This window comes from Micromonospora sp. NPDC049645 (assembly GCF_040675155.1).
In the GTDB taxonomy this organism is placed as follows: Bacteria; Actinomycetota; Actinomycetes; order Mycobacteriales; family Micromonosporaceae; genus Micromonospora.
Map to the genome: position 1 here is coordinate 29,107 of NZ_JBFAOI010000008.1, position 26,125 is coordinate 55,231.

At 69.6% G+C, this 26,125-nt stretch carries 24 protein-coding genes and 1 tRNA gene; 12 read left to right on the forward strand and 13 right to left on the reverse strand.

Going from position 1 to position 26,125, the window contains the following annotated elements:
- Positions 1-44: 44 nt before the first annotated feature.
- A complete protein-coding gene (rpsA, locus tag AB0J33_RS19100; protein WP_363615278.1) occupies positions 45-1,553 on the reverse strand; it encodes a 30S ribosomal protein S1 in 1,509 nt (502 codons plus the stop codon).
- Between the two features lie 479 nt (positions 1,554-2,032).
- On the opposite strand from rpsA, the gene AB0J33_RS19105 reads away from it, so the two are divergent.
- From AB0J33_RS19105 to AB0J33_RS19120, 4 genes are read left to right on the forward strand one after another with little or no spacing between them, the layout of a single operon-like run.
- Positions 2,033-2,839, forward strand: coding sequence for a class I SAM-dependent methyltransferase (locus AB0J33_RS19105; protein WP_363615280.1), 807 nt, complete (start codon positions 2,033-2,035; stop codon positions 2,837-2,839).
- Positions 2,840-2,896: 57 nt separating this feature from the next.
- A complete protein-coding gene (locus AB0J33_RS19110) occupies positions 2,897-3,178 on the forward strand; it encodes a Uma2 family endonuclease (protein ID WP_363615282.1) in 282 nt (93 codons plus the stop codon).
- Between the two features lie 37 nt (positions 3,179-3,215).
- Positions 3,216-3,434 carry a DUF2945 domain-containing protein gene (locus tag AB0J33_RS19115; protein ID WP_363615284.1) on the forward strand — a complete coding sequence of 73 codons (219 nt, stop codon included), beginning with the start codon at positions 3,216-3,218 and terminating at the stop codon, positions 3,432-3,434.
- A complete protein-coding gene (locus tag AB0J33_RS19120; protein WP_363615286.1) occupies positions 3,421-3,768 on the forward strand; it encodes a DUF3140 domain-containing protein in 348 nt (115 codons plus the stop codon). The genes AB0J33_RS19115 and AB0J33_RS19120 overlap by 14 nt, the downstream gene beginning before the upstream one ends.
- A gap of 160 nt (positions 3,769-3,928) precedes the next feature.
- On the opposite strand, the gene polA is transcribed toward AB0J33_RS19120, so the two are convergent.
- Positions 3,929-6,628, reverse strand: coding sequence for a DNA polymerase I (gene polA, locus AB0J33_RS19125; protein ID WP_363615288.1), 2,700 nt, complete (start codon positions 6,626-6,628; stop codon positions 3,929-3,931).
- A 277-nt stretch (positions 6,629-6,905) separates the two neighbouring features.
- Between polA and AB0J33_RS19130 the strand changes: the two genes are divergently transcribed.
- A complete protein-coding gene (locus AB0J33_RS19130) occupies positions 6,906-7,151 on the forward strand; it encodes a hypothetical protein (protein ID WP_363615291.1) in 246 nt (81 codons plus the stop codon).
- An 81-nt stretch (positions 7,152-7,232) separates the two neighbouring features.
- On the opposite strand, the gene AB0J33_RS19135 is transcribed toward AB0J33_RS19130, so the two are convergent.
- The 7 genes from AB0J33_RS19135 to AB0J33_RS19165 all read right to left on the reverse strand — a co-directional run bounded on the left by AB0J33_RS19135 (position 7,233) and on the right by AB0J33_RS19165 (position 14,328).
- Positions 7,233-7,943 (reverse strand): ABC transporter ATP-binding protein, encoded by a 711-nt coding sequence (locus AB0J33_RS19135; protein WP_363615294.1) that lies wholly within the window; start codon positions 7,941-7,943, stop codon positions 7,233-7,235.
- Positions 7,933-8,853 carry an ABC transporter ATP-binding protein gene (locus AB0J33_RS19140; RefSeq protein ID WP_363615296.1) on the reverse strand — a complete coding sequence of 307 codons (921 nt, stop codon included), beginning with the start codon at positions 8,851-8,853 and terminating at the stop codon, positions 7,933-7,935. The genes AB0J33_RS19135 and AB0J33_RS19140 overlap by 11 nt, the downstream gene beginning before the upstream one ends.
- Positions 8,846-10,036, reverse strand: a complete 1,191-nt coding sequence (locus tag AB0J33_RS19145) for a branched-chain amino acid ABC transporter permease (RefSeq protein ID WP_363615299.1) — start codon at positions 10,034-10,036, stop codon at positions 8,846-8,848. Before AB0J33_RS19145 ends, AB0J33_RS19140 begins: the two co-directional genes overlap by 8 nt.
- On the reverse strand, positions 10,033-10,983 hold the full coding sequence (locus tag AB0J33_RS19150) for a branched-chain amino acid ABC transporter permease (protein WP_355426878.1): 951 nt from the start codon (positions 10,981-10,983) through the stop codon (positions 10,033-10,035). Before AB0J33_RS19150 ends, AB0J33_RS19145 begins: the two co-directional genes overlap by 4 nt.
- A 109-nt stretch (positions 10,984-11,092) precedes the next feature.
- Positions 11,093-12,259 (reverse strand): branched-chain amino acid ABC transporter substrate-binding protein, encoded by a 1,167-nt coding sequence (locus AB0J33_RS19155; RefSeq protein WP_363615302.1) that lies wholly within the window; start codon positions 12,257-12,259, stop codon positions 11,093-11,095.
- Between the two features lie 210 nt (positions 12,260-12,469).
- Positions 12,470-13,654: a hypothetical protein gene (locus AB0J33_RS19160; protein WP_363615305.1), complete on the reverse strand. Its 1,185-nt coding sequence runs from the start codon at positions 13,652-13,654 to the stop codon at positions 12,470-12,472.
- A 50-nt stretch (positions 13,655-13,704) separates the two neighbouring features.
- Positions 13,705-14,328: a response regulator gene (locus AB0J33_RS19165; protein ID WP_238680276.1), complete on the reverse strand. Its 624-nt coding sequence runs from the start codon at positions 14,326-14,328 to the stop codon at positions 13,705-13,707.
- A 105-nt stretch (positions 14,329-14,433) separates the two neighbouring features.
- Between AB0J33_RS19165 and AB0J33_RS19170 the strand changes: the two genes are divergently transcribed.
- The 3 genes from AB0J33_RS19170 (at position 14,434) to AB0J33_RS19180 (ending at position 16,026) form a co-directional block, all read left to right on the forward strand.
- A tRNA-Leu gene (locus AB0J33_RS19170) sits at positions 14,434-14,510 on the forward strand.
- A gap of 32 nt (positions 14,511-14,542) precedes the next feature.
- Positions 14,543-15,292, forward strand: coding sequence for a transcriptional regulator (locus AB0J33_RS19175; RefSeq protein ID WP_363615307.1), 750 nt, complete (start codon positions 14,543-14,545; stop codon positions 15,290-15,292).
- An 83-nt stretch (positions 15,293-15,375) separates the two neighbouring features.
- Positions 15,376-16,026 carry an NAD-dependent epimerase/dehydratase family protein gene (locus tag AB0J33_RS19180; protein ID WP_363615309.1) on the forward strand — a complete coding sequence of 217 codons (651 nt, stop codon included), beginning with the start codon at positions 15,376-15,378 and terminating at the stop codon, positions 16,024-16,026.
- A gap of 5 nt (positions 16,027-16,031) precedes the next feature.
- On the opposite strand, the gene AB0J33_RS19185 is transcribed toward AB0J33_RS19180, so the two are convergent.
- Entirely contained in the window at positions 16,032-17,210 is a 1,179-nt protein-coding gene (locus AB0J33_RS19185) for a PLP-dependent transferase (protein WP_363615311.1), read from the reverse strand.
- 83 nt (positions 17,211-17,293) lie between these two features.
- Between AB0J33_RS19185 and AB0J33_RS19190 the strand changes: the two genes are divergently transcribed.
- Positions 17,294-17,773 (forward strand): Lrp/AsnC family transcriptional regulator, encoded by a 480-nt coding sequence (locus tag AB0J33_RS19190; RefSeq protein WP_030334356.1) that lies wholly within the window; start codon positions 17,294-17,296, stop codon positions 17,771-17,773.
- Between the two features lie 38 nt (positions 17,774-17,811).
- Positions 17,812-18,828, forward strand: coding sequence for an LLM class flavin-dependent oxidoreductase (locus AB0J33_RS19195; RefSeq protein WP_363615314.1), 1,017 nt, complete (start codon positions 17,812-17,814; stop codon positions 18,826-18,828).
- Between the two features lie 200 nt (positions 18,829-19,028).
- Here AB0J33_RS19195 and AB0J33_RS19200 read toward each other — a convergent pair whose 3' ends face one another.
- Positions 19,029-21,278 (reverse strand): cellulose binding domain-containing protein, encoded by a 2,250-nt coding sequence (locus tag AB0J33_RS19200; protein WP_363615316.1) that lies wholly within the window; start codon positions 21,276-21,278, stop codon positions 19,029-19,031.
- 244 nt (positions 21,279-21,522) lie between these two features.
- On the opposite strand from AB0J33_RS19200, the gene AB0J33_RS19205 reads away from it, so the two are divergent.
- Complete coding sequence (locus tag AB0J33_RS19205; RefSeq protein ID WP_363615318.1) at positions 21,523-22,962, forward strand: pyridoxal-dependent decarboxylase; 1,440 nt, start codon at positions 21,523-21,525, stop codon at positions 22,960-22,962.
- 451 nt (positions 22,963-23,413) lie between these two features.
- Here AB0J33_RS19205 and AB0J33_RS19210 read toward each other — a convergent pair whose 3' ends face one another.
- Complete coding sequence (locus AB0J33_RS19210) at positions 23,414-24,367, reverse strand: sulfite exporter TauE/SafE family protein (RefSeq protein WP_363615320.1); 954 nt, start codon at positions 24,365-24,367, stop codon at positions 23,414-23,416.
- A 338-nt stretch (positions 24,368-24,705) separates the two neighbouring features.
- On the reverse strand, positions 24,706-25,170 hold the full coding sequence (locus tag AB0J33_RS19215; protein WP_363615322.1) for an Rrf2 family transcriptional regulator: 465 nt from the start codon (positions 25,168-25,170) through the stop codon (positions 24,706-24,708).
- A 267-nt stretch (positions 25,171-25,437) separates the two neighbouring features.
- Here AB0J33_RS19215 and AB0J33_RS19220 point away from each other — a divergent pair, with 267 nt between their 5' ends.
- Positions 25,438-26,106: a YceI family protein gene (locus tag AB0J33_RS19220; RefSeq protein WP_363615324.1), complete on the forward strand. Its 669-nt coding sequence runs from the start codon at positions 25,438-25,440 to the stop codon at positions 26,104-26,106.
- Positions 26,107-26,125 lie beyond the last annotated feature (19 nt).

The following is a 26,125-nucleotide window of genomic DNA, read 5'->3' on the forward strand; positions in this document are numbered from 1 at the left end:
CGATCCGGAGATCGCGGGGACGGGGCCCGTCGTCGTTCAGCGGGTCACTTACCGCCGGCGAGCTTCTCCCGCAGTGCGGCGAGCGCCTCGTCGGTGGCCAGGGTGCCGGCCGGCTCCTCGGCCTGCCGGCTCGGGGCCGGGCTGGACGAGGAGGTGGTGCCACCGCCACCGCCGGCCGCGGCCGGAACGGCCGGAGTCGGGTTGGCGGCAGCCTCGGCGTCGGCGGCCCGAGAGGTCTGCACCTGCTTGGTGTGGGCCTCCCAGCGCAGACGAGCCTCGGCGTACTGGTTCTCCCAGGTCTCGCGCTGCTTGTCGTACCCCTCGAGCCACTCGCCCGTCTCCGGGTCGAAGCCCTCCGGGTAGATGTAGTTGCCCTCGGTGTCGTACGTCGCGGCCATGCCGTAGAGGGTCGGGTCGAAGTGCTCCTCGCCCTCGACGAAGCCCTCGTTGGCCTGCTTGAGCGACAGCGAGATCCGGCGGCGCTCCAGGTCGATGTCGATGACCTTGACCATGACCTCGGAGCCGACCTGCACGACCTGCTCCGGGATCTCCACGTGGCGCTCGGCCAGCTCGGAGATGTGGACCAGGCCCTCGATGCCGTCGTCCACCCGGACGAACGCACCGAACGGGACCAGCTTGGTGACCTTACCCGGCACGATCTGCTGGATCGCGTGGGTGCGGGCGAACTGCCGCCACGGGTCCTCCTGGGTCGCCTTCAGCGACAGCGAGACGCGCTCGCGGTCCAGGTCGACGTCCAGGACCTCGACCTCGACCTCCTGGCCGACCTCGACGACCTCGGACGGGTGGTCGATGTGCTTCCAGGACAGCTCGGAGACGTGCACCAGACCGTCGACGCCGCCCAGGTCCACGAAGGCGCCGAAGTTGACGATCGAGGACACGACGCCCTTGCGGACCTGGCCCTTCTGCAGCTTGTTGAGGAACTCGGTGCGCACCTCGGACTGCGTCTGCTCCAGCCAGGCCCGGCGGGACAGGACCACGTTGTTGCGGTTCTTGTCCAGCTCGATGATCTTGGCCTCGAGCTCCCGCCCGACGTACGGCTGCAGGTCGCGCACACGCCGCATCTCGACCAGGGAGGCGGGCAGGAAGCCGCGCAGCCCGATGTCGAGGATGAGGCCGCCCTTGACCACCTCGATGACCGAACCGCGGACGACGCCGTCCTCGTCCTTGATCTTCTCGATCGTGCCCCAGGCCCGCTCGTACTGTGCCCGCTTCTTGGAGAGGATCAGACGACCCTCCTTGTCCTCCTTCTGGAGGACCAGGGCCTCGATGTGGTCACCAACCGTCACAACCTCGGCGGGGTCCACGTCGTGCTTGATCGACAACTCCCGAGAGGGGATGACACCCTCGGTCTTGTAGCCGATGTCGAGCAGGACCTCGTCCCGATCGACCTTGACGACGGTGCCTTCGACAATGTCGCCGTCGTTGAAGTACTTGATGGTCTCGTCGATCGCGGCGAGGAAAGCCTCCTCGGAACCGAGATCGTCGTGGGTGACCCGGGTGGCGCTCGAGGGGGCCTCGATGCTGCTCGTCATGTGGGCGGTTGCTCCGGTCGGTGGGTTGTCACAGCAGGCTGGTGTGTCGCAGTGACCTGTTCGCGCCAGCGGATCCGTCGCCGGGCACACCGAACGATCGCCTAGTGAGATCATGATGTGGCTCCGTCGACCGCGCACCTGCTCCCTGCCGAGGCAACGCGATCCGCGAGCGCATCGTCTAGCCTACCGTGCGCATTACCACAGCGTGCAAGCCCTCCCGGCTTCTCTGCGTGCGATGACCTGCGAAAGCCGAACAATCACCCGGAAACCACCCCTGCTGTCTCCTGCGTCACAGCAGCCCCAGAAGTAGCGTTCGAAGGCATCGGCGGCGGCGTTCGTGATCGACTGGTTTCGCGGGGCTGCCCGCGCCTCCCACCGGCCCGGACACCGCGACTTGCCGAAAACCTCAGGCGCGCCGTCGCGCAGATCGTGGACGCGTCGCCGCGCCGAACCGGACGGGTGGGGCCTAGCGTGGGCGCGTGGATGACGACAGCCGGGTTACCCGGCGCCGGGTCGGTGACGCCGAGGCCCGGCGCGCCAACCGTGGCTGGTGGGACACCGACGCCGACGACTACCAGGCCGAGCACGGCGCGTTCCTCGGCGACGTCGACTTCGTGTGGTGCCCCGAGGGGCTGCGCGAGGCCGACGCCCGACTGCTCGGCGACGTGTCGGGGCGACGGGTGCTGGAGGTGGGCGCCGGTGCCGCGGCGGCCGCCCGCTGGCTCGCCACCCAGGGCGCCCGGCCGGTCGCCTTCGACCTGTCCGCCGGCATGTTGCGGCACGCCGCCGAGGCCGCCGACCGCTCCGGGGTACGCGTACCGCTGGTGCAGGCCGACGCGCTCGCCCTGCCGTTCGCCGACCGGTCGTTCGACACGGCGTGCACCGCGTTCGGTGCGATCCCGTTCGTGGACGACTCGGCCGCGCTGCTCGCCGAGGTGCACCGGGTGCTGCGTCCGGGCGGCCGGTGGGTGTTCTCGGTGACCCACCCGATACGCTGGATCTTCCTCGACGACCCCGGCGAGGGCGGGCTGACCGCCGTGCACTCGTACTTCGACCGCTCCCCCTACGTCGAGCAGGACGAGTCCGGTGTGGCCACCTACGTCGAGCAGCACCGCACGCTCGGCGACCGGATCCGCGAGCTGGTCGGCGCCGGGTTCCGGCTGCTGGATCTGGTGGAGCCGGAGTGGCCGGAGGGACACGAGGGGATCTGGGGGCAGTGGAGTCCGCTGCGTGGACGACTCTTCCCCGGCACCGCCATCTTCGTCACCGAGAAGCCCGCCGACTGAGCCCGTCGCACCTGCGGTCCGGCCTGCGACCCGTGGATCGCCGGTAGCTTCAGGCCCATGAGCGCCGAGTCGGCGGATGTCGTACTCGCCGTGGAGATCGTTTTGCCCGGCACGCGACGGATCGACCGGTTCGCGAAACCGGGTGAGTACGCCGCCGCCGGAATCCCCTTCTACTGGCGGATCGAGCAGGACCCGGTGCACGTCTACGCGTACCGCATCGGCGACCATGTGGGGCCGGGCGGTGAGCGGCAGTACGAGCTGGTCGCCGACGGTGCCGACGTGATCGAACTGACCGAGCCGTTCGACATCAAGTTGCCGGTCGCCGAGATCACCCCGTAGCCCGTTTCTCCCCGGCCGGGTCGGGTAGCCGAGGACCATGGCCGAACAGAGATTCCACCAGGGCGACCATGTTTCCTGGTCGGCCCACGGTAGCCGCGCGTACGGCGTGGTGCGGGGGACGATCACCGAGCGGACGCGGATCCGTGGGCGGGCCGTGAACGCGGCCCCCGACGACCCGCAGTACCGGGTCCGCAGTGACGGCACGGGCCGCGACGTGACCCACCGCCCCGAGGCGCTGCGTCATGAGCAGAAGTGACGACGGCCGGGACACCTACCGGGAGTTCACCGAAGCGGTGAACATGAAGCCCGGTGAGCTGTCCACGTGGCTGGAGACCGACGAGTCGAAGCAGGTCGGCTGGCACAAGGGTGGTCACGCCGGTGGCGGCGAGTCCGTCGGGCACGAGTCCGGCCGGAAGATCATCAATCTGCTCCGTCGTAAACGCGGCGACCTGTCCGAGGGCGACTACAAGCACATGCGCAAGGTGGTCGGCTACGTACGCCGGCACATGGCACAGCGCCCCTCCGGCGACGTCCGGGACACCAAGTGGCGCTGGTCCCTCATGAACTGGGGCCACGACCCCCTGAAGTAGCCGTCATCCGCCGCACGTGGTGGCACGTAGCCGCCAACGGCCGCGACCACTGTGACCCGGTCAGGGGTTCCGGGGCAGCCCGACCCACGCAGGGATCAAGCTTGACCGCCCGGAGTGGGTCGGGCTGCCCCGGAACCCCCACACCGAGAACGGGAGCGGATCAGTGGTCGGCGCTGTTCCAGTCCCGGCCCAGGCCGACAGACACCTCGAGCGGCACCGACAGCGGGTACGCCTCGCCCATCTCCCGCCGGACCAGGGCCTCCAACGCCTCCCGCTCACCGGGAGCGACCTCGAAGACCAGCTCGTCGTGCACCTGCAACAGCATCCGGGAGCGCAGCCCGGCCGCACCGAGCGCGGTGTCGACGTGCAGCATGGCCACCTTGATGATGTCCGCGGCGGAGCCCTGGATCGGGGCGTTGAGCGCCATCCGCTCGGCGATGTCGCGGCGCTGCCGGTTGTCGCTGACCAGGTCGGGCAGGTAGCGGCGGCGACCCAGGATGGTCGAGGTGTAGCCGTCCTGGCGGGCCCGGGCGACCACCTGCTGGAGGTAGTCGCGCACCCCGCCGAAGCCGGCGAAGTAGTTCTCCATCAGCCCGCGCGCCTCTTCGGTACTGATGCTGAGCTGCTGGGACAGGCCGAACGCGCTGAGCCCGTACGCCAGGCCGTAGTTCATGGCCTTGATCTTGCGGCGCTGGTCGGGGGTGACCTCGTCGAGCGGCACCCCGAAGACCGACGAGGCGGTGGCCGCGTGGAAGTCGGCGCCGGAGTTGAACGCGTCGATCAACGCGTCGTCCGAGCTGAGGTGCGCCATGATGCGCATCTCGATCTGGCTGTAGTCGGCGGTGAGCAGGGACTCGTAGCCCTCCCCCACCACGAAGGCCCGGCGGATCCGTCGACCCTCCTCGGTGCGGATCGGGATGTTCTGCAGGTTGGGCTCGGTGGAGGAGAGCCGACCGGTGGCCGCCACGGTCTGGTTGAAGGTGGTGTGGATCCGGCCGTCGTCGGAGACCGACTTGAGCAGCCCGTCGACCGTCGACTTGAGCTTGGCCACGTCGCGGTGCCGCAGCAGGTGGGCCAGCACCGGGTGCGGCTGCTGCGCGTAGAGCCACTGCAGGGCGTCGGCGTCGGTGGTGTAGCCCGTCTTGATCTTCTTGGTCTTCGGCAGGCCCAACTCGGTGAAGAGGATCTCCTGCAACTGCTTGGGCGAGCCGAGGTTGAACTCCCGACCCACCGCCTCGTACGCGCCCTGCGCGGCGGCCTTCACCTCGGCGGCGAAGTGTGCCTCCAGCTCGGACAGGTAGTGCGTGTCGGCGGCGATGCCGGTGCTCTCCATGCTGGCCAACACCCGCATCAACGGCAGCTCCACGCCGGCCATCAGCCGGGCGGACTGCTCGCCGTCGCGGGACAGCTCGGCGTCGATGGCGTCGGCGAGGTCGAGTGTGGCGCGGGCCTGGAGCATCAGGTTCTGCTCGATCACGCCCTCGTCGCCGAGCCCGTCGAGGGTGAGCTGGCCGGTCTCCGGGACGTCCACCCGCAGCTCCCGGTGCAGGTAGCGCAGCGCCAGGTCGGTCAGGTCGTAGGACCGCTGATCCGGGCGGGCCAGGTACGCGGCGATCTGGGTGTCGCGGACGATGCCGTCGAGCTGCCAGCCGTGCGCCGCGCAGGCCAGCACGGCCGGCTTGCTGTCGTGCAGCACCTTGGGCCGCTGCGCGTCGGCCAACCAACTGGCCAGGGCGCCCTCGTCGGCCGGGTCGAGCCCGGCCGGGTCGACCCACGCCGCCGCGCCACCGGCGGTGGCCAGCGCGAGACCGATGATCGAGGCGGTGTGCCGGCGGTTGGGGCCGGTGTCGAGCTTGACCGCCAAGCCGACCGGGGTGCCGGTCGGCGCGTGCGTGGTCAACCACCCGGCCAACGCGCCGGGTTCGGTGAGCACCTCGCCGGCGAGGTCGAAGCCGGACTCGGCCTCCGGCTCGACCGACTCCAGGTACTGGTAGAGACGGTCGCGCAGGATGCGGAACTCCAGGGTGTCGAAGACCTGGTGCACCGCCTCCCGGTCCCACCCGGCCCAGCGGGTGTCCTCCGGGCGCAGCGGCAGCTCCAGGTCGGAGACGAGGCCGTTGATCTCGTAGTTGCGGATCACGTCGGCGAGCCGCTCCCGCAGGCTGTCGCCGGCCTTGCCCTTGATCTCGTCGGCGCGGGCGATCACGCCCTCCACCCCGCCGTACGTGATGATCCACTTAGCGGCGGTCTTCGGGCCGACACCCGGAATGCCGGGCAGGTTGTCGCTGGTCTCGCCGACCAGCGCGGCGAGGTCCCGGTACTGCTGGGGCGGAACGCCGTACTTCGTCTCGATCGCCGCCGGATCCATCCGGGCCAGGTCGGAGACACCCTTGCGCGGGTAGAGGACGGTGATCTGGTCGTCGACCAACTGGAACGCGTCCCGGTCACCGCTGCTGATCAGCACCGACATGCCCTGGTCGCGGGCCTGGCAGGCGAGCGTGGCGATGACGTCGTCGGCCTCGAAGCCCTCCTTCTCCACCACCGGGATCCGCAGCGCGGCCAGGACCTCCTTGACCAGGCTGACCTGGCCCTTGAAGTCGGTCGGGGTCTCGCTGCGGCCGGCCTTGTACTCCGCGTACTTGTCGGTGCGGAAGGACCGGCGGGAGACGTCGAAGGCCACGACGATGTGGGTGGGCTGCTCGTCGCGCAGCACGTTGATCAGCATCGAGGTGAAGCCGTACACCGCATTGGTGGGCTGCCCCGTCGTGGTGGAGAAGTTTTCCACCGGCAGGGCGAAGAAAGCCCGGTATGCCATGGAATGTCCGTCGACGAGGAGTAGACGCGGTGTCGTAGCTGTCACGGCAGCGACTCTAGTCCGTCGGACCGACAACCCCGCGCCAACCTCGCGCCTGAGAAGGGCAGGTTGAGATCCCGGAAACAGAACCGATCTCGAGATGCTCGGTGCAGCCCTCGCGAATCACCGTCTCCCCGCCACCAATGGCAGTTCCGAACCGGCGGCCTCGCGAACTCTCGCTCGGCACTTGACAGGTGCCGCGATCATCCGCCCCCGCGTGGGACAGCAAGATCCGATCAGCCCAGTTAGACTCCCCTCAATCTTTACGTAACGGGGGTTATCAATGAAGATCTGGACGAGTCGCGTCCTGGTGACGATGTTTCTCGGCCTGACCGGGGTCTTGGGGCTGGCCGCGCCAGCGCTTGCCGACGGCTGGGTACACACGACCACCAATCCGTACCCCAGCGAGGCGGCGTGCGACGCGGCTGGGGAGCGCTACGTCTCGCACTACTGCACATTGACCACGTACCCGAAGGACTGCGGTCGGTGCGGCGTGCGCGGTTGGTATCTCAGCTACTTCATGAGCTGACGGTCCCGACGCCTGACAAGTGCGAGCCGGCCGGCGAGGGTTATCCCTCACCGGCCGGCTCGTTCTGTTCCGCGTCGCTGATCAGGCCACGCCGAGGTACGCCTCCTTGACCGCCGGGTCGTGCAGGAGTTCCTCGCCGGTGCCCTCCTTGACGATCCGGCCGGTCTCCAACACGTAGCCCCGGTGGGCCCGGGAGAGCGCCTGCTGGGCGTTCTGCTCGACCAGCAGGATCGTGGTGCCCTGCTCGTTGATCCGGGTGATGATCTCGAAGATCTGCTGGATCAACTTCGGTGCCAGACCCATCGACGGCTCGTCCAGCAGCAGCAGCTTCGGACGGGTCATCAGCGCCCGACCGACCGCGAGCATCTGCTGCTCACCGCCGGAGAGCGTGCCGCCGGCCTGCTTGCGCCGCTCGTGCAGCCGTGGGAACAGCTCGAACACCATCGCCAGGTCCTTGGCGATGTCGGCCTTGTCCCGGCGGGTGTAGGCCCCCATCTCCAGGTTTTCCAGCACCGTCATGCCCGGGAAGACACCGCGGCCCTCGGGCGACTGCCCGATCCCGCGGATCACCCGCAGGTCGGCCCGCAGCCGGCTGACGTCGACGCCGTCGAACTTGATGCTGCCGCCGGAGATGGCGTGCAACCCCGAGATCGCCTTCATGGTCGTGGTCTTACCGGCACCGTTCGCGCCGATGAGCGCGACGATCTCGCCCTGGTCCACGTGCAGGCTGATGCCGTGCAGCGCCTCGATCCGGCCGTAGAGCAGCTTCAGATTGTCGATCTCAAGCAGCATCCTCGACACCTCCCAGGTAGGCCGCGATCACCTTCGGGTCGTCGCGCACCTCGGCCGGCGACCCCTCGGCGATCTTCTGCCCGAACTCCAGCACCACCAGCCGGTCCACCACGCCCATGACCAGTCGCATGTCGTGCTCGATCAGCAGGACGGTCACGCCGGAGTCGCGGATCTTACGGATCAGCTGTAGCAGCGCCACCTTCTCCGCCGGGTTGAAGCCGGCGGCCGGCTCGTCGAGGCAGAGCAGGGTGGGATCGGTGGCCAGGGCCCGGGCGATCTCCAGACGACGCTGGTCACCGTACGACAGGTTGCGGGCCAGGTCGCCGGCGCGACCCTGGATGCCCACGAAGTCCAGCAGCGCGCGGGCCTTCTCCTTGCCCTGCCGCTCCTCCCGCCAGTGCCGCGGCAACCGCAGCAGGGCGCTCGGGACGCTGGTCTTGTGGTTGGCGTCCGCGCCGACCTGCACGTTCTCCAGTGCCGTCATCTCCGGGAAGAGGCGGATGTTCTGGAAGGTACGGGCGATGCCCAGCTTGGTGATCTGGAACCGCTTACGGCCGCTGACCTTCTCACCCCGGAACCGGATCTGCCCGGTCGTCGGGGCGTACACGCCCGTCATCGCGTTGAAGCAGGTGGTCTTGCCCGCGCCGTTCGGGCCGATCAGCCCGAGGATCTCCCCCTCGTAGAGGGTGAAGTTGACGTCGTTGAGGGCCACCACGCCGCCGAAGCGAAGCGTGACGTGGTCGACCTCCAGCAGCGGCTTACGACCGTCGGTCGCCGGGGCCGGCTCGCTGACGGTCTCGTCCGGCGTCGAGGACGTCTCCGGCGGGCTACCCACCGTCGTCCGCGCGTCGATCGCCATGTCGCGCTCGCTGCTGGCGTCGCGCTCGCTACCCATCCGTGGCTCACTCAACGACAGCCACCTCCTTCTGCCGGTCCTTGAGCTCGGCGGCCCGCCGCCGGTTCGGCCAGAGACCCTGCGGTCGGAAGATCATCACGATGATCAGCAGAATCCCGAAGATGAAGTAGCGCAACGACGTCGGGCTGACGTCGAAGTCGTTACCGAAGACGGTGGCCGTCTCCGGTAGACCGAACACGTCACCCACCGACCGCAGCCACTCCGGAATGTAGATGACCAGGAAGCCACCGAGGATCGCACCGCCGATGCTGCCCGCACCACCGAGCAGAACCGCCGCCAACACCAGGATCGAATTCTCCAACGAGAACGTCGAGGAGTTGACGAAGTTCGCCTGACCGGCCCACAACGTGCCGGACAGACCACCGACCGCCGCACCGATGGCGAACGCCCACAGCTTGAACCGGAACGTCGGTACGCCCATCAGCTCCGCCGCGTCCTCGTCCTCGCGGATCGCCACCCAGGCCCGGCCCACCCGGCTGTTCGCCAGGTTGCGGATCAGGAAGACGGCGCCAATGATCACCGTGAGCAGCAGCCAGTAGTACGGCTTGAACTCGAACTGGAAAATGGCCGTTCCGTCCGGGTACTTGCCCGGCGGGTGCCCCACCTGCGGGATGCCCCGGTCACCGTTGAGGATCCAGTCCTGGTTCTTCGCGACGATCCGGATCATCTCCGCGAAGCCGAGCGTCACGATCGCCAGGTAGTCGCCGCGCAGGCGCAGGGTCGGCGCGCCGAGCAGCACACCCGACAGCAACGCCAGGGCGATGGCGATCGGCACCGTGACCAACCACGGCCACGGGCTCTCCAGCCAGTTGTACTCGGTGATGAGCTTGCTCTCCGGCGACGTCAACAACGCCACCGTGTACGCGCCGACGGCGAAGAAGCCGAAGAAGCCCAGGTCCAACAGGCCGGCGTAGCCCACCACCACGTTGAGACCGAGCGACAGCAGCACGATCCACGCGCAGTAGAACAGCACCGCCGCCATGTCGTTGCGCGTGGTGTACAGCGGGATCCACACACCAGGGATGTTCAGGTACTCGTAGAACCACTTGTTCGGCAGGACGTAGAGGAACGCGATGAAGGCCAGCAAGCCGGTGATCCGGGCGGACTTCGGCAGCTCGTCGACCCGCCGACCGATGGCACTCGAAGCGGAGTGCCAACGCTCTCGCAGAGCGGTCATGCCCGCGCCCTCCCCAACGACTCGCCCAGCAGACCGGTCGGCCGGAACATCAGCAGGACGATCAGCACGACGAACGCGATGAGATCCCGCCACTGCGAGCCGAAGAGAGCCGACCCGTAGTTCTCGACCAGCCCCAGCAACACGCCGCCGATCGCCGCGCCGCGCAGGTTGCCGATACCGCCCAGCACCGCGGCGGAGAACGCCTTGAGCCCGAGCAGGAAGCCGATGTTGTACCGGGTGTTTCCGCTCTTCATGTCACTGAAGACGGCGGCCACACCGGCCATCAGACCACCCAGCACGAAGACCAACGCGATCACGCGACTCTTGTTGACACCCATCAGCGCGGCGGTGTTGGCGTCCTGCGCGACCGCGCGGATGCCCTTGCCGAAGCGCGTGCGGTTAACGAACCAGTCGAGCCCGACCATCATGATGATGGCCACGCTCAGCGTCAGCATCTGCACGGGCGTGATGCTCCAGCCGCCGATGCTGAACAGCGTGTCGGCCGGCAGCAGAGCCGGCGAGCCGACCTGCCGACGCTGGGTCAGCGTCCCCATCAGCTCCATCAGGGCGTACGACGCGCCGATGGCGGTGATCAGGAAGGCCAGCGGCGGCGCGTTGCGGCGCCGCAGCGGCCGGTAGGCGGTAACCTCGATCAGCAGCGCGACGCTGCCGGACAGCAACGCGGCCGCCACGATCGCGAGGGCGATCAGAAGCAGCGCGTGACCCACCGAGGGCGCACCACTGTTGCTATCGAGCCCGAAGGCCGCCCAGGTCCAGATGGCACCGAACGTGCCGATCATGAAGACCTCGGAGTGCGCAAAGTTGATCAGGCGAAGAACGCCGTAGACGAGGGTGTAGCCGAGGGCGATGAGCGCGTAGATCGCACCCTGCACCAACCCGGTTGTGGTCAGTTCCGGGAAGCCCCGGACGAGTTCTGCAAAGTCCACCGATGCTCCGAAGGGTGTTGCGTTGAGCCGATGCGGCCGGGGTTACACACCCCGACCGCATCGAAACAACTCTGTTCGTCACGCCCTCAAACCTGTGACCCCGAAGGGATCAGGCCTTCGGGACCTCCACGTCAGGAGCCCACGCACCGGCGGTCGCCTTGAAGGCCCACACCTTGACCTGCGCCGGGTCCAGCTCGCCGTTCGGCTCCCACTTGTAGGTCACGCCCGAGGCGGAGCCAGCCTTGTTGTAGGTGGAGAGGAATGCCTGGATGTCAGCGCGGCTGGTCTTGCCGGACTTGATGGCCTCGAGGTAGATGTTGGCCAGGTCGAACGACACGTCGGCGTACACGCCCGGGTCGACGCTGTACTTGGCCTTGAAGTCGGTCACGAAGGTGCCCTTGGCAGCCGTCGCCGGGCCACACGGGCAGGTGGCGATGGTGCCCTCGACGTCCTTCTGACCGGCGACCGACAGCATGTTGGCGTCGTTGATGCCGTCGCCACCGATGAACGTGCCGGTCCAGCCCGCCGCCCGCAGCTGCTTCAGGAACGGCGCGGCCTCCTCGGTGTAGCCCGCGTAGAACAGCACGGTCGCGCCGCTGGTCTTCACCTTGGAGATCTGCGCACCGAACTCCTGCGCGTTGTCGACGACCTTGTCGGTGCCGATGACCAGGGGGCCGAGGCCCTTCTTGGCCTCGTCGGCCAGACCCGCGCCGTACGCCGACTGGTCGTCGATGACGAACGCCTTCTGGGCCTTCAGCACGTTCTTGATGTAGCTGGCGATCGCCGGGCCCTGGGAGAAGTCGTTACCCACGCCGCGGTGGAAGACCTTCCAGCCCTTCTCCGACAGGCTCGGCCGGGTGGCCGACGGGCTGATGACGGCGAGACCCGCGGTGTCGAAGATCGGCAGCGCGACCTCGCTCTCACCGGAGAACGCCGGACCGACCATCGCCACGATCTTCGTGTCGGCCGCCGCGCTGGTCGCGAGGCCACCCGCCAGGTCGGCCTTGCCCTGCGAGTCGAACGCCTGAACGGTGACCTTGCAGTCCGCGTTCTCCGCGTTGTACTTCTCCACGGCCAGGTCGGCACCCTGCTTCATCGGGGTGACCAGGCCGGCGTCGGCGCCGGAGAGCGCACCGAAGAAACCGATCTTGAGGTCGCACGCCTTGTTGGCGGAACCTTCCGACGTGCCCTCGTCCTTCTTACATGCGCTGGCGCCGCCGGCAACAAGCGCCAAGATGGCGACGCTGCCGAGGACGCGCACGAAGTTTTGCCTCAAGGCTGGAACCCCTCCTCCGTCCAGAAGCCCGAAGTCGCCTGGCAGAACGCCGGAGGCGACCACGGACCGGACCGTTCACCCGGTCTGGGGCGGGACGTTATCCCACAAGCACTACTCACCGTAAGGTGTCGTAGGCGGCATTGACTCAACCGTTACCAGAGGCGGGGAACCTCGCGTTTAGATGTCACATCGGCGTCTGTCGACAACCCGTCAGACGGGCCCCAACGGCGCGAACCACACCTTCGCCGCCACCCCGTCGTCGACAGTGACCACCATCCGGCCGTCCCACATAGTGGCCGCCGCGGACGTGTCCCCACCTGCGGAAACGTCCGCCGGAAGCACCACCGGCAGCCACGACGAGCCGCCCGTGTCGGATCGCCACAACCGGTGCCCGTCGGCCGCCACCGTCATCGCCAACACCGCGCCACCACCGCCGGCCGCCGACTCCACACCGGCCACCGCGCCCGCGCCCGTCGCCCCGAACGACCCCAGGGCCCGCCACGTCCCGGCACCCGGAACCGCACCCGTCGACTCCCGCACCCACGCCTGGAACCCGCTCCCCCGCACCCCCACGGCATACACCGACGAGCCGACCCGCACGAGGCGCTGCACGATCTCGTCCTCCCCCGTCGCCGGCAGCGCCAACCGCGTCCACGTCACGCCGGACGCGGAAAACCAGACGAACGGGTCACGATCGGCCCGACCCGCAGGTCGCCCCCCGCCACCGACCAACCAACCCTCCGGCACCGCGACCGCGTCCGTGGCGAGCGTCGTCAGGCCCGCCTCGCTTGCCAACTGCGCGGCACGGTCGACCAGCTCAAAGCCACTCGCGTCCGGGGAACGCCAGACCGCCGCCCCACCCGTCCGGGCCCCCGCGATCAGCCACCCGCCGGCGCCGCCCGCGATGCGGCTCGCGCTGACCGCCTCCGGCCCGCCGTACAGCTCGAACTCCGCCGACACCTCGCGCAGACCGCCGTCGGCGTCCTGCCGCCACGTCCGCACCCGCGGGTTGCCGTGCGCGCCGCCCGCCCGCGCCCCGATGACGGCGATCCGACCCTCGTGGCAGCCAACGGCGTAGAGGATCGCCCGTTCACCGTAGTAACTCGACGGACGCGACAGCAGCGGCGTCCACTCTCGACCGTCCGCGCTGCGCCAGGCGGCCGGCCGGGTGCCGCCGTCCGGCGCACCCACCGCGCCGACCGCGTACCACCGACCCGCGCAGGCGGTCACATCGCGCACGATCAGCCGACCCGGCGAGCCCGGCGGCACCGGCAGGACCGCCATCTCCCACCGCGGCCGAACCGGTTGCGGAAGGCGCTCGTTCTCGGCGGCCCGGCAGCCGGCGAGCAGCGTGACGACAACCCCGAACACCGCGATCGCACGCCGGACCGACACGCGGTCGATGCTATCGATCCGACCACCCGCCGCCGAGTGGCACCCGGTGATCAGACGGTCGGCTGCTGCGACACCTCGCCGCCGGCGGTCTCCGCGAGGATCCGCTCGGCGACCTCCTTCATGGTCATCCGGTGGTCCATCGCCGTGCGCTGGATCCACTTGAACGCCTGCGGCTCGGTCATCCCGTACGTGGTCATCAGCGCGCCCTTGGCGCGCTCCACCGACTTACGGATCTCCAGGCGGTCGGTCAGGCTCGCGACCTCCGCCTCCAGGGCGGCAACCTCCGAGTAACGCGACAGCGCGATCTCCACCGCCGGGACCAGGTCGCTCTTCTGGAAAGGCTTCACGAGGTACGCCATCGCGCCGGCCGCCCGCGCCCGCTCCACCAGGTCACGCTGGCTGAACGCGGTCAGGATGATCACCGGGGCGATCCGGGCGCCGGCGATGCGCTCGGCGGCGGCCAGCCCATCCATGATCGGCATCTTGATGTCGAGGATGACGAGATCGGGCTTCAGCTCCTCGGCGAGGCGGACGGCTGTCTCACCGTCACCGGCCTCCCCCACCACCTCGTAGCCCTCTTCGACCAGCATCTCGGCGAGGTCCAGCCGGATCAGCGCCTCGTCCTCGGCGATCAGTACGCGCCTGCGCTCGGCATCCGTCGGCGTCTCAGCCACCAGCCCTACCCCCACCAGTCATAAGCCGACACCAACCCGACCGGGTGTCGCCGCCCTCAGCGTAGTAGGTAACCTATGGGAGGCCACCAGAGCATTCGGCCAAGCGTCCCCGTATTCCAACCGGCAGAGAAGCGGAGCTCAAACCTCCGACAGTGTGGGTTCGAATCCCACCGGGGGCACCAAAAGTGTCGTACGGCTGTTCCAAAATAGTCGTGTGCATCCACCTGAATTACGCATTCGTGCGCGGCAGCAGCACCTCGCCGGCAGCACGGTCGCCGAGGTTGCCAGACGTCTGAGACTTCCTTACCCGACGGTCAGGGACTGGTGCAAGCACCAGGTCGAGCCGAGAAGGTCCGGCAGCGAGCTTCGTTGCTTTCGCTGCCGGCCCGAGGTCAAGAATCAGACAGATCCGTCTGCATACCTCTACCTGCTCGGTCTCTACCTGGGCGACGGGCATCTCGTCACCTCCGCACGGGTACCGGTGCTCCGCATCGCTTGCAGCAGTAGTTGGCCGGGCTTGATCGAGGCATGCGACGCCAGCATGCGGCAGGTGCTCGCGGCGAAGGTCCAGCGCGTCCAGCAGCCTGGTTGTGTCAGCGTGCAGAGCTCCGCGAAGCAATGGCCATGCCTGCTTCCCCAGCATGGCCCCGGCAAGAAGCACGAACGTCCGATCATTCTCGCCGGTTGGCAACGGGACATCGTCGCGACGCATCCGGGGGACTTCCTGCGCGGCTTGTTCCACTCCGACGGCTGCCGGTTCGCCAACCGGGTGACCGTGCGCGGCAAGGAGTACGTCTACCCGCGCTACATGTTCGTCAACGAGTCGACCGACATCATGGGGCTCTGCCAGTGGGGCCTCGACCTGCTCGGCGTCGCTTGGCGGATGAACCGGCCCAACTCGCTGTCGGTGGCGCGCCGCGCCGCTGTCGCCACGCTGGACCGGCACGTCGGCCCGAAGTCCTGACCGCTGCCCGCTGGATGACGCCGACCGTGGGAGCCTGGCTGACGATCACGGCGAAACGCGGGCGGCGACAGGGGTTGGATCTGATGCGGGTGGTTGTCTTCGGCGCGACCGGGATGGTCGGGCAGGGAGTGTTGCGCGAGTGTCTGCTCGCCGACGACGTGCGGGAGGTGTTGACGGTCGGTCGGCGGCCGACCGGCCGGCAGGACCCGAAGCTGCGGGAGCTGACCGTGGCGGACGTGGGCGAGTTGGACGCGGTACAGGCCGAGTTGACCGGTGTCGACGCGTGTTTCTACTGCCTGGGCGTGTCCTCGTTGGGTCTGGACGAGGCCGCGTACACGCGGGTCAGCTACGACTACCCGGTCGCTGCGGCGCGGTTGTTGGCGCAGGTGAGCCCGCAGGTCACGTTCGTCTACGTTTCGGGCCAGGGGACCGATTCGTCGGGTCGTGGTCGGGTGATGTGGGCGCGGGTCAAGGGTCGCGCCGAGAACGCGATCATGGATTTGCTGCCCAACGGGTACGCGGCCCGGCCGGGGTTCATCCAGCCGACGTACGGGGCGGTGTCGAAGACGCGGTGGTATCGGCTCGGGTACGCGGTCACCCGTCCGCTGTTTCCGGTGCTGCGACGGTTGCTGCCGAACCAGGTCACCACCACCGACGGGATCGGTCGGGCGATGTTGCGGGTGGCGCGGCAGGGTTCGCCGGTCCGGGTGTTGGGCAACCGCGAGCTGCGCTGACCGCGTCAGGCGATCGTGTCGAGGGCGTGAGCGAGGTCGGCACGCAGGTCCTCGGGGTCTTCCAGGCCGACCGAGAGTCGCAGCAGGGCGGCGGCGGGTTTCGCGTCACCCTCGACCGGCCGGTGGGTGAGTGAGGCGGGGTGCTGGATGAGGGTGTCGACGCCGCCGAGGGACACCGCGTGGGTGATGAGCTGACAGGCGCCGGCGACGGTGGCCGCGGCGGGCGCGCCGCCGCGTACCTCGAAGGCGAGCAGGCTGCCGGGTCCGGACATCTGCCGCCCGACCAGCGCCGCCGGGTCGTGCACCGAGGGGTGGTGCACCCGGTGTACGGCGGGGTGGTCGGCGAGCCAGCCGGCGAGCTTCTCGGCGGTGGCCTGCTGGGCGCGAACCCGCAGCGGCAGGGTTTGCAGGCCGCGGTGCAGCAGGTAGCCGCCGAGGGGGTGCAGGATCGCGCCGGTGACCGCGCGGACCTGACGTAGCCGTGCGGCCCAGGCGTGGTCGCAGGCGACGACGCCGGCGAGCACGTCGCCGTGTCCGCCGATGCTCTTGGTGGCGCTGTGCAGGACGAGGGTGGCGCCGTGCCGGGCGGGTTGTTGCAGCACGGGGGTGGCGACGGTGTTGTCGACTAGCAGCGGGACGTCGCCGGTCGCGGCGGCGATGCCGGCGATGTCGACCAGGTCGAGGGTGGGGTTGGCGGGTGTCTCGACGATGACCAGTGCGGTGTCGGGGCGGAGGGCGGCGGCGACCTCGTGGGGGCGCGTCCAGGTGACGGTGGTGCCGAGCAGACCGGTGGCGAGGACGTGGTCGGTGCCGCCGTAGAGGGGCCGGACGGCGACGACGTGCCGGCGGCCGTCGCGGGCGGCGGCGAGCAGGGTGGCGGTGAGGGCGGCCATGCCGCTGGCGAAGGCGACGGCCTGTGCGGTGCCTTCGAGTTCGGCGAGGGCGGTTTCGAAGCGGGCGACGGTCGGGTTCCAGAGCCGCTGGTAGACGGCGCCGCCCCCGGCGGGGAGGGTGCCGCCGGTGGCGAGTTGCTCGTAGGCGGCGCCGCCCTCGTCGACCGAGGGCAGCGGATTGGTGGTGGACAGGTCGATGGGTGGCACGTGCACGCCGAGAGTGCGCAGGTCGTCGCGGCCGGCGTGCACGGCCCGGGTGTCCACCGTCGTCATGCCGGTAGCGTCGAACATCTGCCCATCCAGGGGCAATAGAAAGGCAGATCATTCTGCGAGACGGGATGGTTTTCGCAGTTAGTTCGGGCGATGATGGTGGGATGCCCCCGGAACCGAATGATGTGCGGCCGTATCCGGCCCTGGACGAGGTGGATCGCGCGATCCTGACCGAGTTGGCAGCGGATGGTCGGCTGCCGAACAACGCTCTCGCCGAACGGGTGGGCGTGGCCCCGTCGACGTGCCTGACGCGTACCCGGGCGCTGCGCGAGCGCGGCGCGATCCGTGGTTTCCACGCCGAGGTGGATCCGGCGGCGCTCGGCCTGCCGTTGCAGGCGCTGGTGTCGGTGCGGTTGACCGCGCACGAGCGGGCGGCGGTGGACGCGTTCCGGGCCCGGTCGGTGCGGCTGCCGGGGGTGGTGTCGGTGTTCCACGTGGCCGGCGCGGAGGACTACGTGCTACATGTGCGGGCGGCGTCCGGCGACGCTCTGCGGGACTTCGTGCTGGACCACCTGGCGGTCGACCCGGTGGTGCAGCACACGCAGACCAGTCTGATCTTCGAGCAGGCGCGCGGGATGGGCTGAGCGGCGGTGGAATGAACGGGCAGGCCAGGGAGTTGGCAATGCGTGTGATCACCGTACCGCTGTCTGTTCTTGATCTTGCCCCGGTCGCCAAGGGCACCACCGCTGGCGCGGCCCTACAGGCCACCACCGAGCTGGCCCGCCGCACCGAGGAGCTGGGCTACCACCGGTTCTGGGTGGCCGAGCACCACAACATGCCGGCGATCGCCAGCTCCGCCCCCGCGGTGCTGCTGGCGCACCTGGCGGCCAACACGTCGACGATCCGTCTGGGATCGGGCGGGGTGATGCTGCCCAACCACGCGCCGCTGGTGGTGGCCGAGCAGTTCGGCACCCTGGAAGCGCTGCACCCCGGTCGGATCGACCTGGGCATCGGCCGGGCGCCGGGCACCGACCAGGTGACCGCGCTGGCGTTGCGGCGCACCATGGAGGGCCTGTCGGCGGAGGGTTTCCCGCGCGAGCTGACCGACCTGATGAACTACTTCAGCGGGGAGAAGCCGGGGCAGATTATCGCGACGCCGGGTCGCGGTGAGCAGCCGGCCGTGTGGCTGCTCGGCTCCAGTGGTTTCAGCGCCCAGCTCGCCGGCCTGCTCGGCCTGCCGTTCTCCTTCGCGCACCACTTCAGCTCGGCGAACACCCTGCCGGCGTTGGCCCTGTACCGGCAGAACTTCCGGCCGTCGCAGTGGCTGGACAAGCCGTACGCGATGGTGGCGGTCAACGCGGTCTGCGCGGAGACCGACGAGCGGGCCGAGTGGCTGGCCGGGCCGAGCGCCCTGTCGTTCCTGAAGCTGCGCTCCGGGCGGCCGGAGCCGCTGTCGACGCCCGACGAGGCGGCGGCGTACCCGTACTCGGAGATCGAGCGGGAGTTCGTCCTGGCGCGCCGCGACGGTCAGGCGATGGGTTCGCCGGAGACGGTGCGTCGGCAGCTGACCGAGCTGCTGGAGCGCACCGGCGCGGACGAGCTGATGCTGACCACGCTGGTGTACGACGTCAAGGACCGGGTGCGGTCGTACGAGTTGATCGCCGAGCAGGTGGCGGGCGGTCTGCGCCGGAGCGCGTGAAACACGATCTTCACGTCAGCGTCACCCTGCCGACCCGGACGGTGCCTAATGTTGGTGCCGGTGGTGGTACGGCATTCCCGGTCGGGACGGGTTGGGAATGCCGCGGTGTGGCGCACCGGGCCGGAGCTGAGCGGATTCCGCGGCTGCGGCCCGGTGCCTGCCACCCTAGGCGACCCCGCTCGGGACCGCCAGGGCTAGCATCAACGTAGGTGGATGTCCGGCGTGGGTGGAGTGCCCATCCCGTTGCCGATGAAGAACCCCGGGTGCGGCGGCTGGTTGTAGGCCGTGTTCTGCCACGCGATCGCCACCCGGTACTGCGGGTCGTGCATCAGGGTGTAGATCCGGGTGCTGGTCGGGGTGGGTGTGCTGTAGATGCGCAACGCCCGACTGTCGGTGGTCCGCCAGATCACCTCCTCGCGCCAGTCACCCAGGATGTCGCCGGAGAGCGCCGGGGTGGACTTGGTGCCGTTGTTGGACGCCACCCCGCTGCCGTCGAGCAACCGGGTCTCGCCGCCGGTGCCGTACTTGTCGATCTTCGTGGCGTCGAGCAGCTCCCGCACCGGGTCGCCGTCCCACCAGACGAGGAAGTTGGCCGAGGACGGCTTGCGGCCCACGTTCTGACCTCGGGTGTTCGCCAGTCCGGCGACCGCAGACGACCAGGACTCCGCGCCGGGGCTACCCGCCCAGATGTCCGCGGACACGCCCCGGCCGTTGTCGCCGGAAGCCGGCGTGGACCAGAGGATCTGACCGGTACGGGCGTCGGCGAACCAGGAGCTGGGCTTGCTGGCATCCTCGTCGACCTTGAACACCTCCAGGCCGGCGCGGCCCGGGTCCAGGTCCCCGACGTGCAGGGCGTCGCCGTGACCGTTGCCCGTCGAGTACAGCAGCCGGCCGTTGTCGTCGATGGTGGCGGCGCCGTACACGATCTCCTGGCGGCCGTCGGCGTCGACGTCGGCCACCGAGAGCTGGTGGTTGCCCTGCCCGGCGGCGGCGCCGTTGCCGGAGGAGTTCGAGTCGAACGTCCAGCGCTTGGTCAGCGTGCCGTTGCGGAAGTCCCAGGCCGCGATCACCGCGCGGGTGTAGTAACCCCGGGCCATGATCAACGAGGGACGTTGCCCGTCCAGGTACGCGGTGCCGGCGAGGAACCGGTCGACCCGGTTGCCGTACGAGTCACCCCAGGAGGAGACGGTGCCGCGGGGCGGGTCGTAGTTGACGGTCGAGGCGATCGCGCCGGTCTGACCGTTGAACATGGTCAGATACTCCGGGCCGGACAGCACGTAACCGCTGGAGTTGCGGTAGTCCGCCGACGACGAGCCGATGAGCTGACCGGTGCCGGAGCGGGTGCCGTCGGCGGTCTTCATGGCCACCTCGGCCTTGCCGTCGCCGTCGTAGTCGTACACCTGGAACTGGGTGTAGTGGGCACCGGCCCGGATGTTGCGGCCCAGGTCGATCCGCCACAACCGGCTGCCGGTGAGGGTGTACGCGTCGACGTAGACGTTGCCGGTGTAGCCGGACTGGGAGTTGTCCTTGGCGTTCGACGGTTCCCACTTGAGCACGATCTCGTAGCTGCCGTCGCCGTTGAGGTCACCGACCGAGGCGTCGCTGGCGCTGTAGGAGTAGCTCTCGCCGCTCGGGGTGCTGCCACCGGCCGGGATCTGCAACGGCACGTCCAGGTAGCCCGAGCCGAACTGCAACGCCGGCGCCGACGCCGCCTGCTCCGCGCCGCCCACCACGGCCCGCACGGTGTACGTCGAGCCGGCCGCCGCCCCGCTGTCGAGGTAGTTGGTGGCGCCGGTGATCGGGTTGGCGTTGACCCTGGTGGATCCCCGGTAGAGGTTGAACGCCGCACCGGAGTTCTCGGTGCCGAGCAGCCGCCAGGAAACCAGGTTGCCGCTGCCGGAGCGGACGCTGACCAGCCCTCGGTCCAGGTCCTCCATCTGCACCACCCCGGCCGACGACGGAGGGGGCGTCGTGGGCGGTGGGGTCGTGGGCGGCGGTGTCGTGGGCGGCGGGGTGGTCGGTTCTCCGGTGGGTGGGGCGCCGGTGCAGGTGGTGCCGTTGAGCGCGAAGCTGCTCGGCGCCGGGTTGCTGCCGGTCCACGAACCGTTGAAGCCGAACGCGGTGCTGCCGTTCGTGGCGAGGCCGGCGTTGTAGTCGACGTTACGGGCGGTGACCTGCGTACCGGACTGGGTGACGGTGGCGCTCCACGCCTGGCCGACCTGTTGGCCCGTCGGGTACGACCAGGTGAGGGCCCACCCGTTGACCGGGTCGCCGAGATTGGTGACCGTGACGTTGGCGCCGAAGCCGCCCTGCCACTGGTTGGTGATCTGATAGTCGACCCGGCAGCCGACGGCGGCGGCCGAGGCGACGACCGTGCCGAGGGTGCCGGCCACGACGGCGGCGGCCGTCGTGCCGGCGAGCAGGATCAGCCGATGTCTGGACGGGTGCATGGACTGCCTCCGGGATCCGGTGGTGATCGCTGCGGCCCACCGGCCCTGCCCGGGGAAGCACAGTGGACCTACCCCGTCGCGACGGCGACGGACGGCGATCTGATCGGGGGTGAAACGCCCTGGAACTCACGGATTCCGACTCACCGCGCATCGTAAGGCAAGCGCTTTCCAACACGCAACATCGATGACCGTCCCTGAACTCCGGGTCTTGCCCCCACGATCAATGCCTGATCAACTCGTCCGGGTGAGCGCCCACCACATGGACCCGACCGAATTCCGTCGCGCCGGACACGCCGTCGTCGACTGGATCGCCGACTACTGGGCGACAGTGGAGCAACGGCCGGTCACCCCGGCCGATCCCCCGGGCACGGTGGCCGCCGCCCTGCCCAGCGTGCCTCCCACCACCGGCGGCGAACCGGTCGAGTCGATCCTCGCCGACCTGGACTCGATCGTCGTACCGGGACTGACCCACTGGCAGCACCCCGGCTTCTTCGGCTACTTCCCGGCCAACACCTCCGGCCCGAGCGTCCTCGGCGACCTGGTCAGCGCCGGGCTCGGCGTCCAGGGCATGCTCTGGGCCACCAGCCCGGCCTGCACCGAACTGGAGACGGTGCTGATGGACTGGCTGGCCCACCTGCTGGACCTGCCACAACGGTTCCGGTCGAGTGGCACCGGCGGCGGCGTCATCCAGGACTCGGCCTCCTCGGCGACACTGGTGGCCACCCTCGCCGCACTGCACCGGGCCAGCGCAGGCCGCTGGCGCGACACCGGCATCGACCGGCGCTACCGCGCCTACACCTCCACCCACGGGCATTCGTCCATCGAAAAGGCGGTACGCATCGCCGGGCTGGGCAGCGACGGCGTCCGGTCGATCGAGGTCGACCCGGACACCCAGGCGATGCTGCCGGGCGCGCTGCGCGCGGCGATCGAGGCCGACCTGGCCGCCGGGGACGTACCGGCCATCGTGGTGGCGACCATCGGCACCACCTCCACCACCGCCATCGACCCCATCCCCGCAATCGGGGCCATCTGCGCCGAATACGGCATCTGGCTACACGTGGACGCCGCCTACGCGGGCGCCGTCGCCGTCTGCCCCGAACTGCGGTGGTCACACGCCGGCCTGGAGTACGCCGACTCGTACTGCTTCGACCCGCACAAGTGGCTGCTCACCGGCTTCGACTGCGACGCGTTCTGGGTGGCCGACCGCGCCGAACTGATCGAGGCACTGACCGTACTGCCGGAGTTCCTGCGCAACGCGGCCTCGGAGTCCGGCGCGGTGCTCGACTACCGGGACTGGCAGGTACCACTGGGCCGGCGGTTCCGAGCCCTGAAGCTGTGGTTCGTGCTGCGCTGGTACGGCGTCGAGGGGTTGCGGGCACACATCCGTACCGGAGTGACGCTGGCCGCGCGATTCGCCGAACGGGTCCGCGCCGACGACCGGTTCGAGTTGGCCGCGGCGCACCCGTTCTCGCTGGTCTGCTTCCGACTACGCGCCGACGACGAGGCCAACGCGGCACTGCTGGCCTCGGCGAACGCCACCGGACGGGTCCTCCTGACACACACCCGCGTCGCCGGCCGCTACACGTTACGGCTGGCCATCGGCTCGCCGCAGACCACCGAGGCACACGTCGACGAGGCCTGGACACTGCTGTCCGAGGCAGCCGACACCCTGCCCTCCCCCTGACGCCCCGCGCGCCCCCTGATCTCGCCGCGGATCTGGCGATGCCCCGTGCCCCGTCTCCCCGCGCCCCGTCTCCCCGCGCCCCGCGCAACTTCCGTGATGTTGGTGCCTCCGACACGCGCGAGACAGCGACATCGCTGAAACTGCTCGGATCTTGACGACGATCACCGTGCTCGATCGGCCGGAAGCGGGGTTCGATCGCCCGTAGCGGTCAAGGTCATGCTCGATCCCAGGATGTAGTGGCCACGAAGCGCCGGGAAGCCACTACATCCACGATCGAGCACGATCTTGGGGTAAGCCGCGGCACCACAACGTGCGACCGAGCGTCACCCCGCTCCGACCCACGCACCTCCGCACCCCGCCCTCCGCCCGGCCCCGCAGCGCGTCGCACCGCGCCCTGCACCACACCCGCGCGTTGATCATGGAGTTGTGGTGCCGCACAAACCGAACGGGGTCAGCTTGGGGTGGACGTACCCGTGGTGGCCAGATCGGCCGGGACCACGGCGGCGGGCGCGGCGGTGAGGGAAGCACTCGCGGCCTGGGCGCGGGCCTGACGGGTGCGGCGGAGGGCGCGTACTGCCAACACCAGGGCGACCAGCCAGCCGGCGGCCAGTACGGCGTAGAGGGCGGGGCGGGTCGGACCGGTCAGTTCGGCGGAGCGGATCAGGGTGCGGGCGTTGGTCAGCACGATCACGCCGCCGACTGCCGCGCCGAGCAGTTGCGCGGGCACGATTCGCACCAGCCAGGCGGCCAGCGGAGCGGCGATGAGCCCGCCGATCAGCAGCGCGGCGACGGTGGGCAGCAGGAATCCCTCCGCGCCCAGCCCGATCAGGAAACCGATGCTGGCCGCGCCGGCCACGACGAACTCGGCGGTGTCCACCGAGCCGATCACCTTGCGCGGCTCCATGCGGCCGGAGACGAGCAGCGCCGGCGTCGCTACCGGACCCCATCCGCCGCCGCCGGTCGCGTCGACGAAGCCGGCGACCAGACCCAGAGGGCCGAGGAAGCGGCCACGGAGCCGCCCGCCGACCCGGTCGGTGCGCAGCGGTCGGGCGAAGCGGACCAGCAGGTACGCGCCGAGGGTGAAGAGGATGGCGGCCATCCACGGTCCGGCGGCCTCGGTGGAGATCGAGCTGAGCACGGTGGCGCCGGCAAAGGCGCCGATCGCGCCGGGTAGGGCGATGCGGGTCACCACCCGCCAGTCGACGTTGCCGAACCGCCAGTGCGCGACCCCGGCGGCGAGCGTGGTGCCGATCTCGGCCAGGTGCACGGAGGCCGAGGCGGCGGCCGGGGCGACCCCGGCGACCAGCAGCAGGGTGGACGAGGTCAACCCGTACGCCATGCCGAGCGAGCCATCGATCAACTGCGCGACGAGCCCGACCAGAGCGAGGACCAACAGCTTGCGCACGAGCGCCCCCTGACTTTTCGGTATCTCCTATCGACTTGGTCGACAATGCGGGATGGGGCAGCCAGGGTCAAGCCCCCGATCGGTGGATGGGACGCGGCGGGCGGCGCCACGGGTCAACAGCCGGCCGACGCCCGGCTGAAAGAGCGGGCAACTCCGCAGGCCGAGGAGCCGGACAAGCTTGCAGGCTGACAAGCCGGGACAGCGGCCGCAGGTTGACAAGCCCGAGGACATCGCGTGGCTGCGCTTCCCCGACGACGGCCCCCGCGTCGCCGCAGGCCGAGAAGCCGGGCGGCGCTGGGAACCGGAAGGGCGGCGCGGCCGGGGACCGGGCCCGGTGCTCAGATCCAGGCGCGGGGGTCGGCGGCCAGCTCGGTGACCCGCGGGGGCAGGGTGCCTGCGGCCACGTCGGCGACGCTGACCAGTTCGAGGATCTCCCGTTCGCTGGCCCGCAGCGCGATCCAGACCTCCTGGAGGGCGTGGGCCGGGCCGTGGTAGCCGAGCTGCTCGGGGCGTTGCCCGCGTACGTGGGCGAGGGGTCCGTCGATCACGCGGATCACCTCGGCGAGGGAGATCTCCTCGGCGGGGCGGGCCAGCCAGTAGCCGCCTTCCGGGCCACGCTGGGCGTGCACGATGCCGCCCCGGCGCAGCTGGAGCAGGATGCTCTCCAGGAATTTCGGCGGGATCTCCTGGGCACGGGCGATCTGGTCGGCCGTGACCGGCCGGCCACGCCCGGGACCGCTGGCCGTCGCGGCGAGCTCGGCGGCCGCGCGGAGGGCGTAGTCGACCCGGGCGGAGAGGCGCATGTCGGCAAGGTTAGTCGCTGGTCAGCCGGGCGGGCGGGCGACCCTCGGCCGATCGGCCACGCATCGATGAAACCTCGTGCGGTACGTGCCCGTCGGGGACGGCGTGCGGGACCGGTGAGGTACGTCATGATCCACCGTGCGGTGGCGGCCGAAATGGTGTTCCGGGGCGTCCCTATGCTGGGCGGGAGTACGAATGTCCGGCCCATTACCCGGCCGCCAGCAACATATTGATAAACACCCGGGCGCGCTCGGGGGGAAGGCAACACGATGACCGATGTCGCCACACGCACCTGGGATGGCATGACCATCCCGGCCGCCGGCACCTATCTTCTCGATCAGGCGCACAAGCGGATCGGTTTCCTGTCCCGGCACATGATGGTGAGCCCGGTGCGTGGCGAGTTCGCCGAGGCCACCGCCCAGATTTTCGTGGCGGAGGACCCGCTGCTCTCGTCGGTGACGGCAACCATCATGTCGGCCAGCATCACCACCGGCAGCCTCGACCGGGACACGCATCTGAAGAGTGCCGACTTCCTCGACGTGGAGCGCTATCCCACCCTCGAATATCGAAGCACCGGCATTAAATGGCAGCGCAACGAGGACCCCATATTCCAGTGGGCCCGGCTGCGCAACCATCGGCTGGGCGGACGAGGCCGGAGTCACATTGTTCCGCCGCAGTCCGACGGAATTCCCGGACGATTCGTCCTCACCGGTGAGTTGACCGTGAAGGGGATCACCCGCGCGGTCGACCTGGAGGTGAATTTCGGTGGCGCCCGTCGTGATCCGTACGGGCAGAACATCTTCGGATTCAGCGCGACGGCCGATCTGAACCGCGAGGACTACGGCCTGCTCTGGAACGTCGTGCTGGAGAGCGGCGGGGTGCTGGTCGGCAAGACGGTGCAGATCGAGATCGCCGGAGAGGCCATCTACCAGAACTGACCGACGCGATCGCGGCCAA

Excerpts from the sequence above, each read along its gene's own strand:
- AB0J33_RS19120 (WP_363615286.1), top strand. The coding sequence starts at position 3,421 with ATGAGCAGAAGTGACGACGGCCGGGACACCTACCGGGAGTTCACCGAA.
- AB0J33_RS19215 (WP_363615322.1), bottom strand. The coding sequence starts at position 25,170 with ATGCGCCTCTCCGCCCGGGTCGACTACGCCCTCCGCGCGGCCGCCGAG.
- AB0J33_RS19110 (WP_363615282.1), top strand. The coding sequence starts at position 2,897 with ATGAGCGCCGAGTCGGCGGATGTCGTACTCGCCGTGGAGATCGTTTTG.
- AB0J33_RS19115 (WP_363615284.1), top strand. The coding sequence starts at position 3,216 with ATGGCCGAACAGAGATTCCACCAGGGCGACCATGTTTCCTGGTCGGCC.
- AB0J33_RS19180 (WP_363615309.1), top strand. The coding sequence starts at position 15,376 with ATGCGGGTGGTTGTCTTCGGCGCGACCGGGATGGTCGGGCAGGGAGTG.
- AB0J33_RS19185 (WP_363615311.1), bottom strand. The coding sequence starts at position 17,210 with ATGTTCGACGCTACCGGCATGACGACGGTGGACACCCGGGCCGTGCAC.
- rpsA (WP_363615278.1), bottom strand. The coding sequence starts at position 1,553 with ATGACGAGCAGCATCGAGGCCCCCTCGAGCGCCACCCGGGTCACCCAC.
- AB0J33_RS19195 (WP_363615314.1), top strand. The coding sequence starts at position 17,812 with ATGCGTGTGATCACCGTACCGCTGTCTGTTCTTGATCTTGCCCCGGTC.
- AB0J33_RS19190 (WP_030334356.1), top strand. The coding sequence starts at position 17,294 with ATGCCCCCGGAACCGAATGATGTGCGGCCGTATCCGGCCCTGGACGAG.
- AB0J33_RS19220 (WP_363615324.1), top strand. The coding sequence starts at position 25,438 with ATGACCGATGTCGCCACACGCACCTGGGATGGCATGACCATCCCGGCC.
- AB0J33_RS19145 (WP_363615299.1), bottom strand. The coding sequence starts at position 10,036 with ATGACCGCTCTGCGAGAGCGTTGGCACTCCGCTTCGAGTGCCATCGGT.
- AB0J33_RS19200 (WP_363615316.1), bottom strand. The coding sequence starts at position 21,278 with ATGCACCCGTCCAGACATCGGCTGATCCTGCTCGCCGGCACGACGGCC.
- AB0J33_RS19135 (WP_363615294.1), bottom strand. The coding sequence starts at position 7,943 with ATGCTGCTTGAGATCGACAATCTGAAGCTGCTCTACGGCCGGATCGAG.
- AB0J33_RS19130 (WP_363615291.1), top strand. The coding sequence starts at position 6,906 with ATGAAGATCTGGACGAGTCGCGTCCTGGTGACGATGTTTCTCGGCCTG.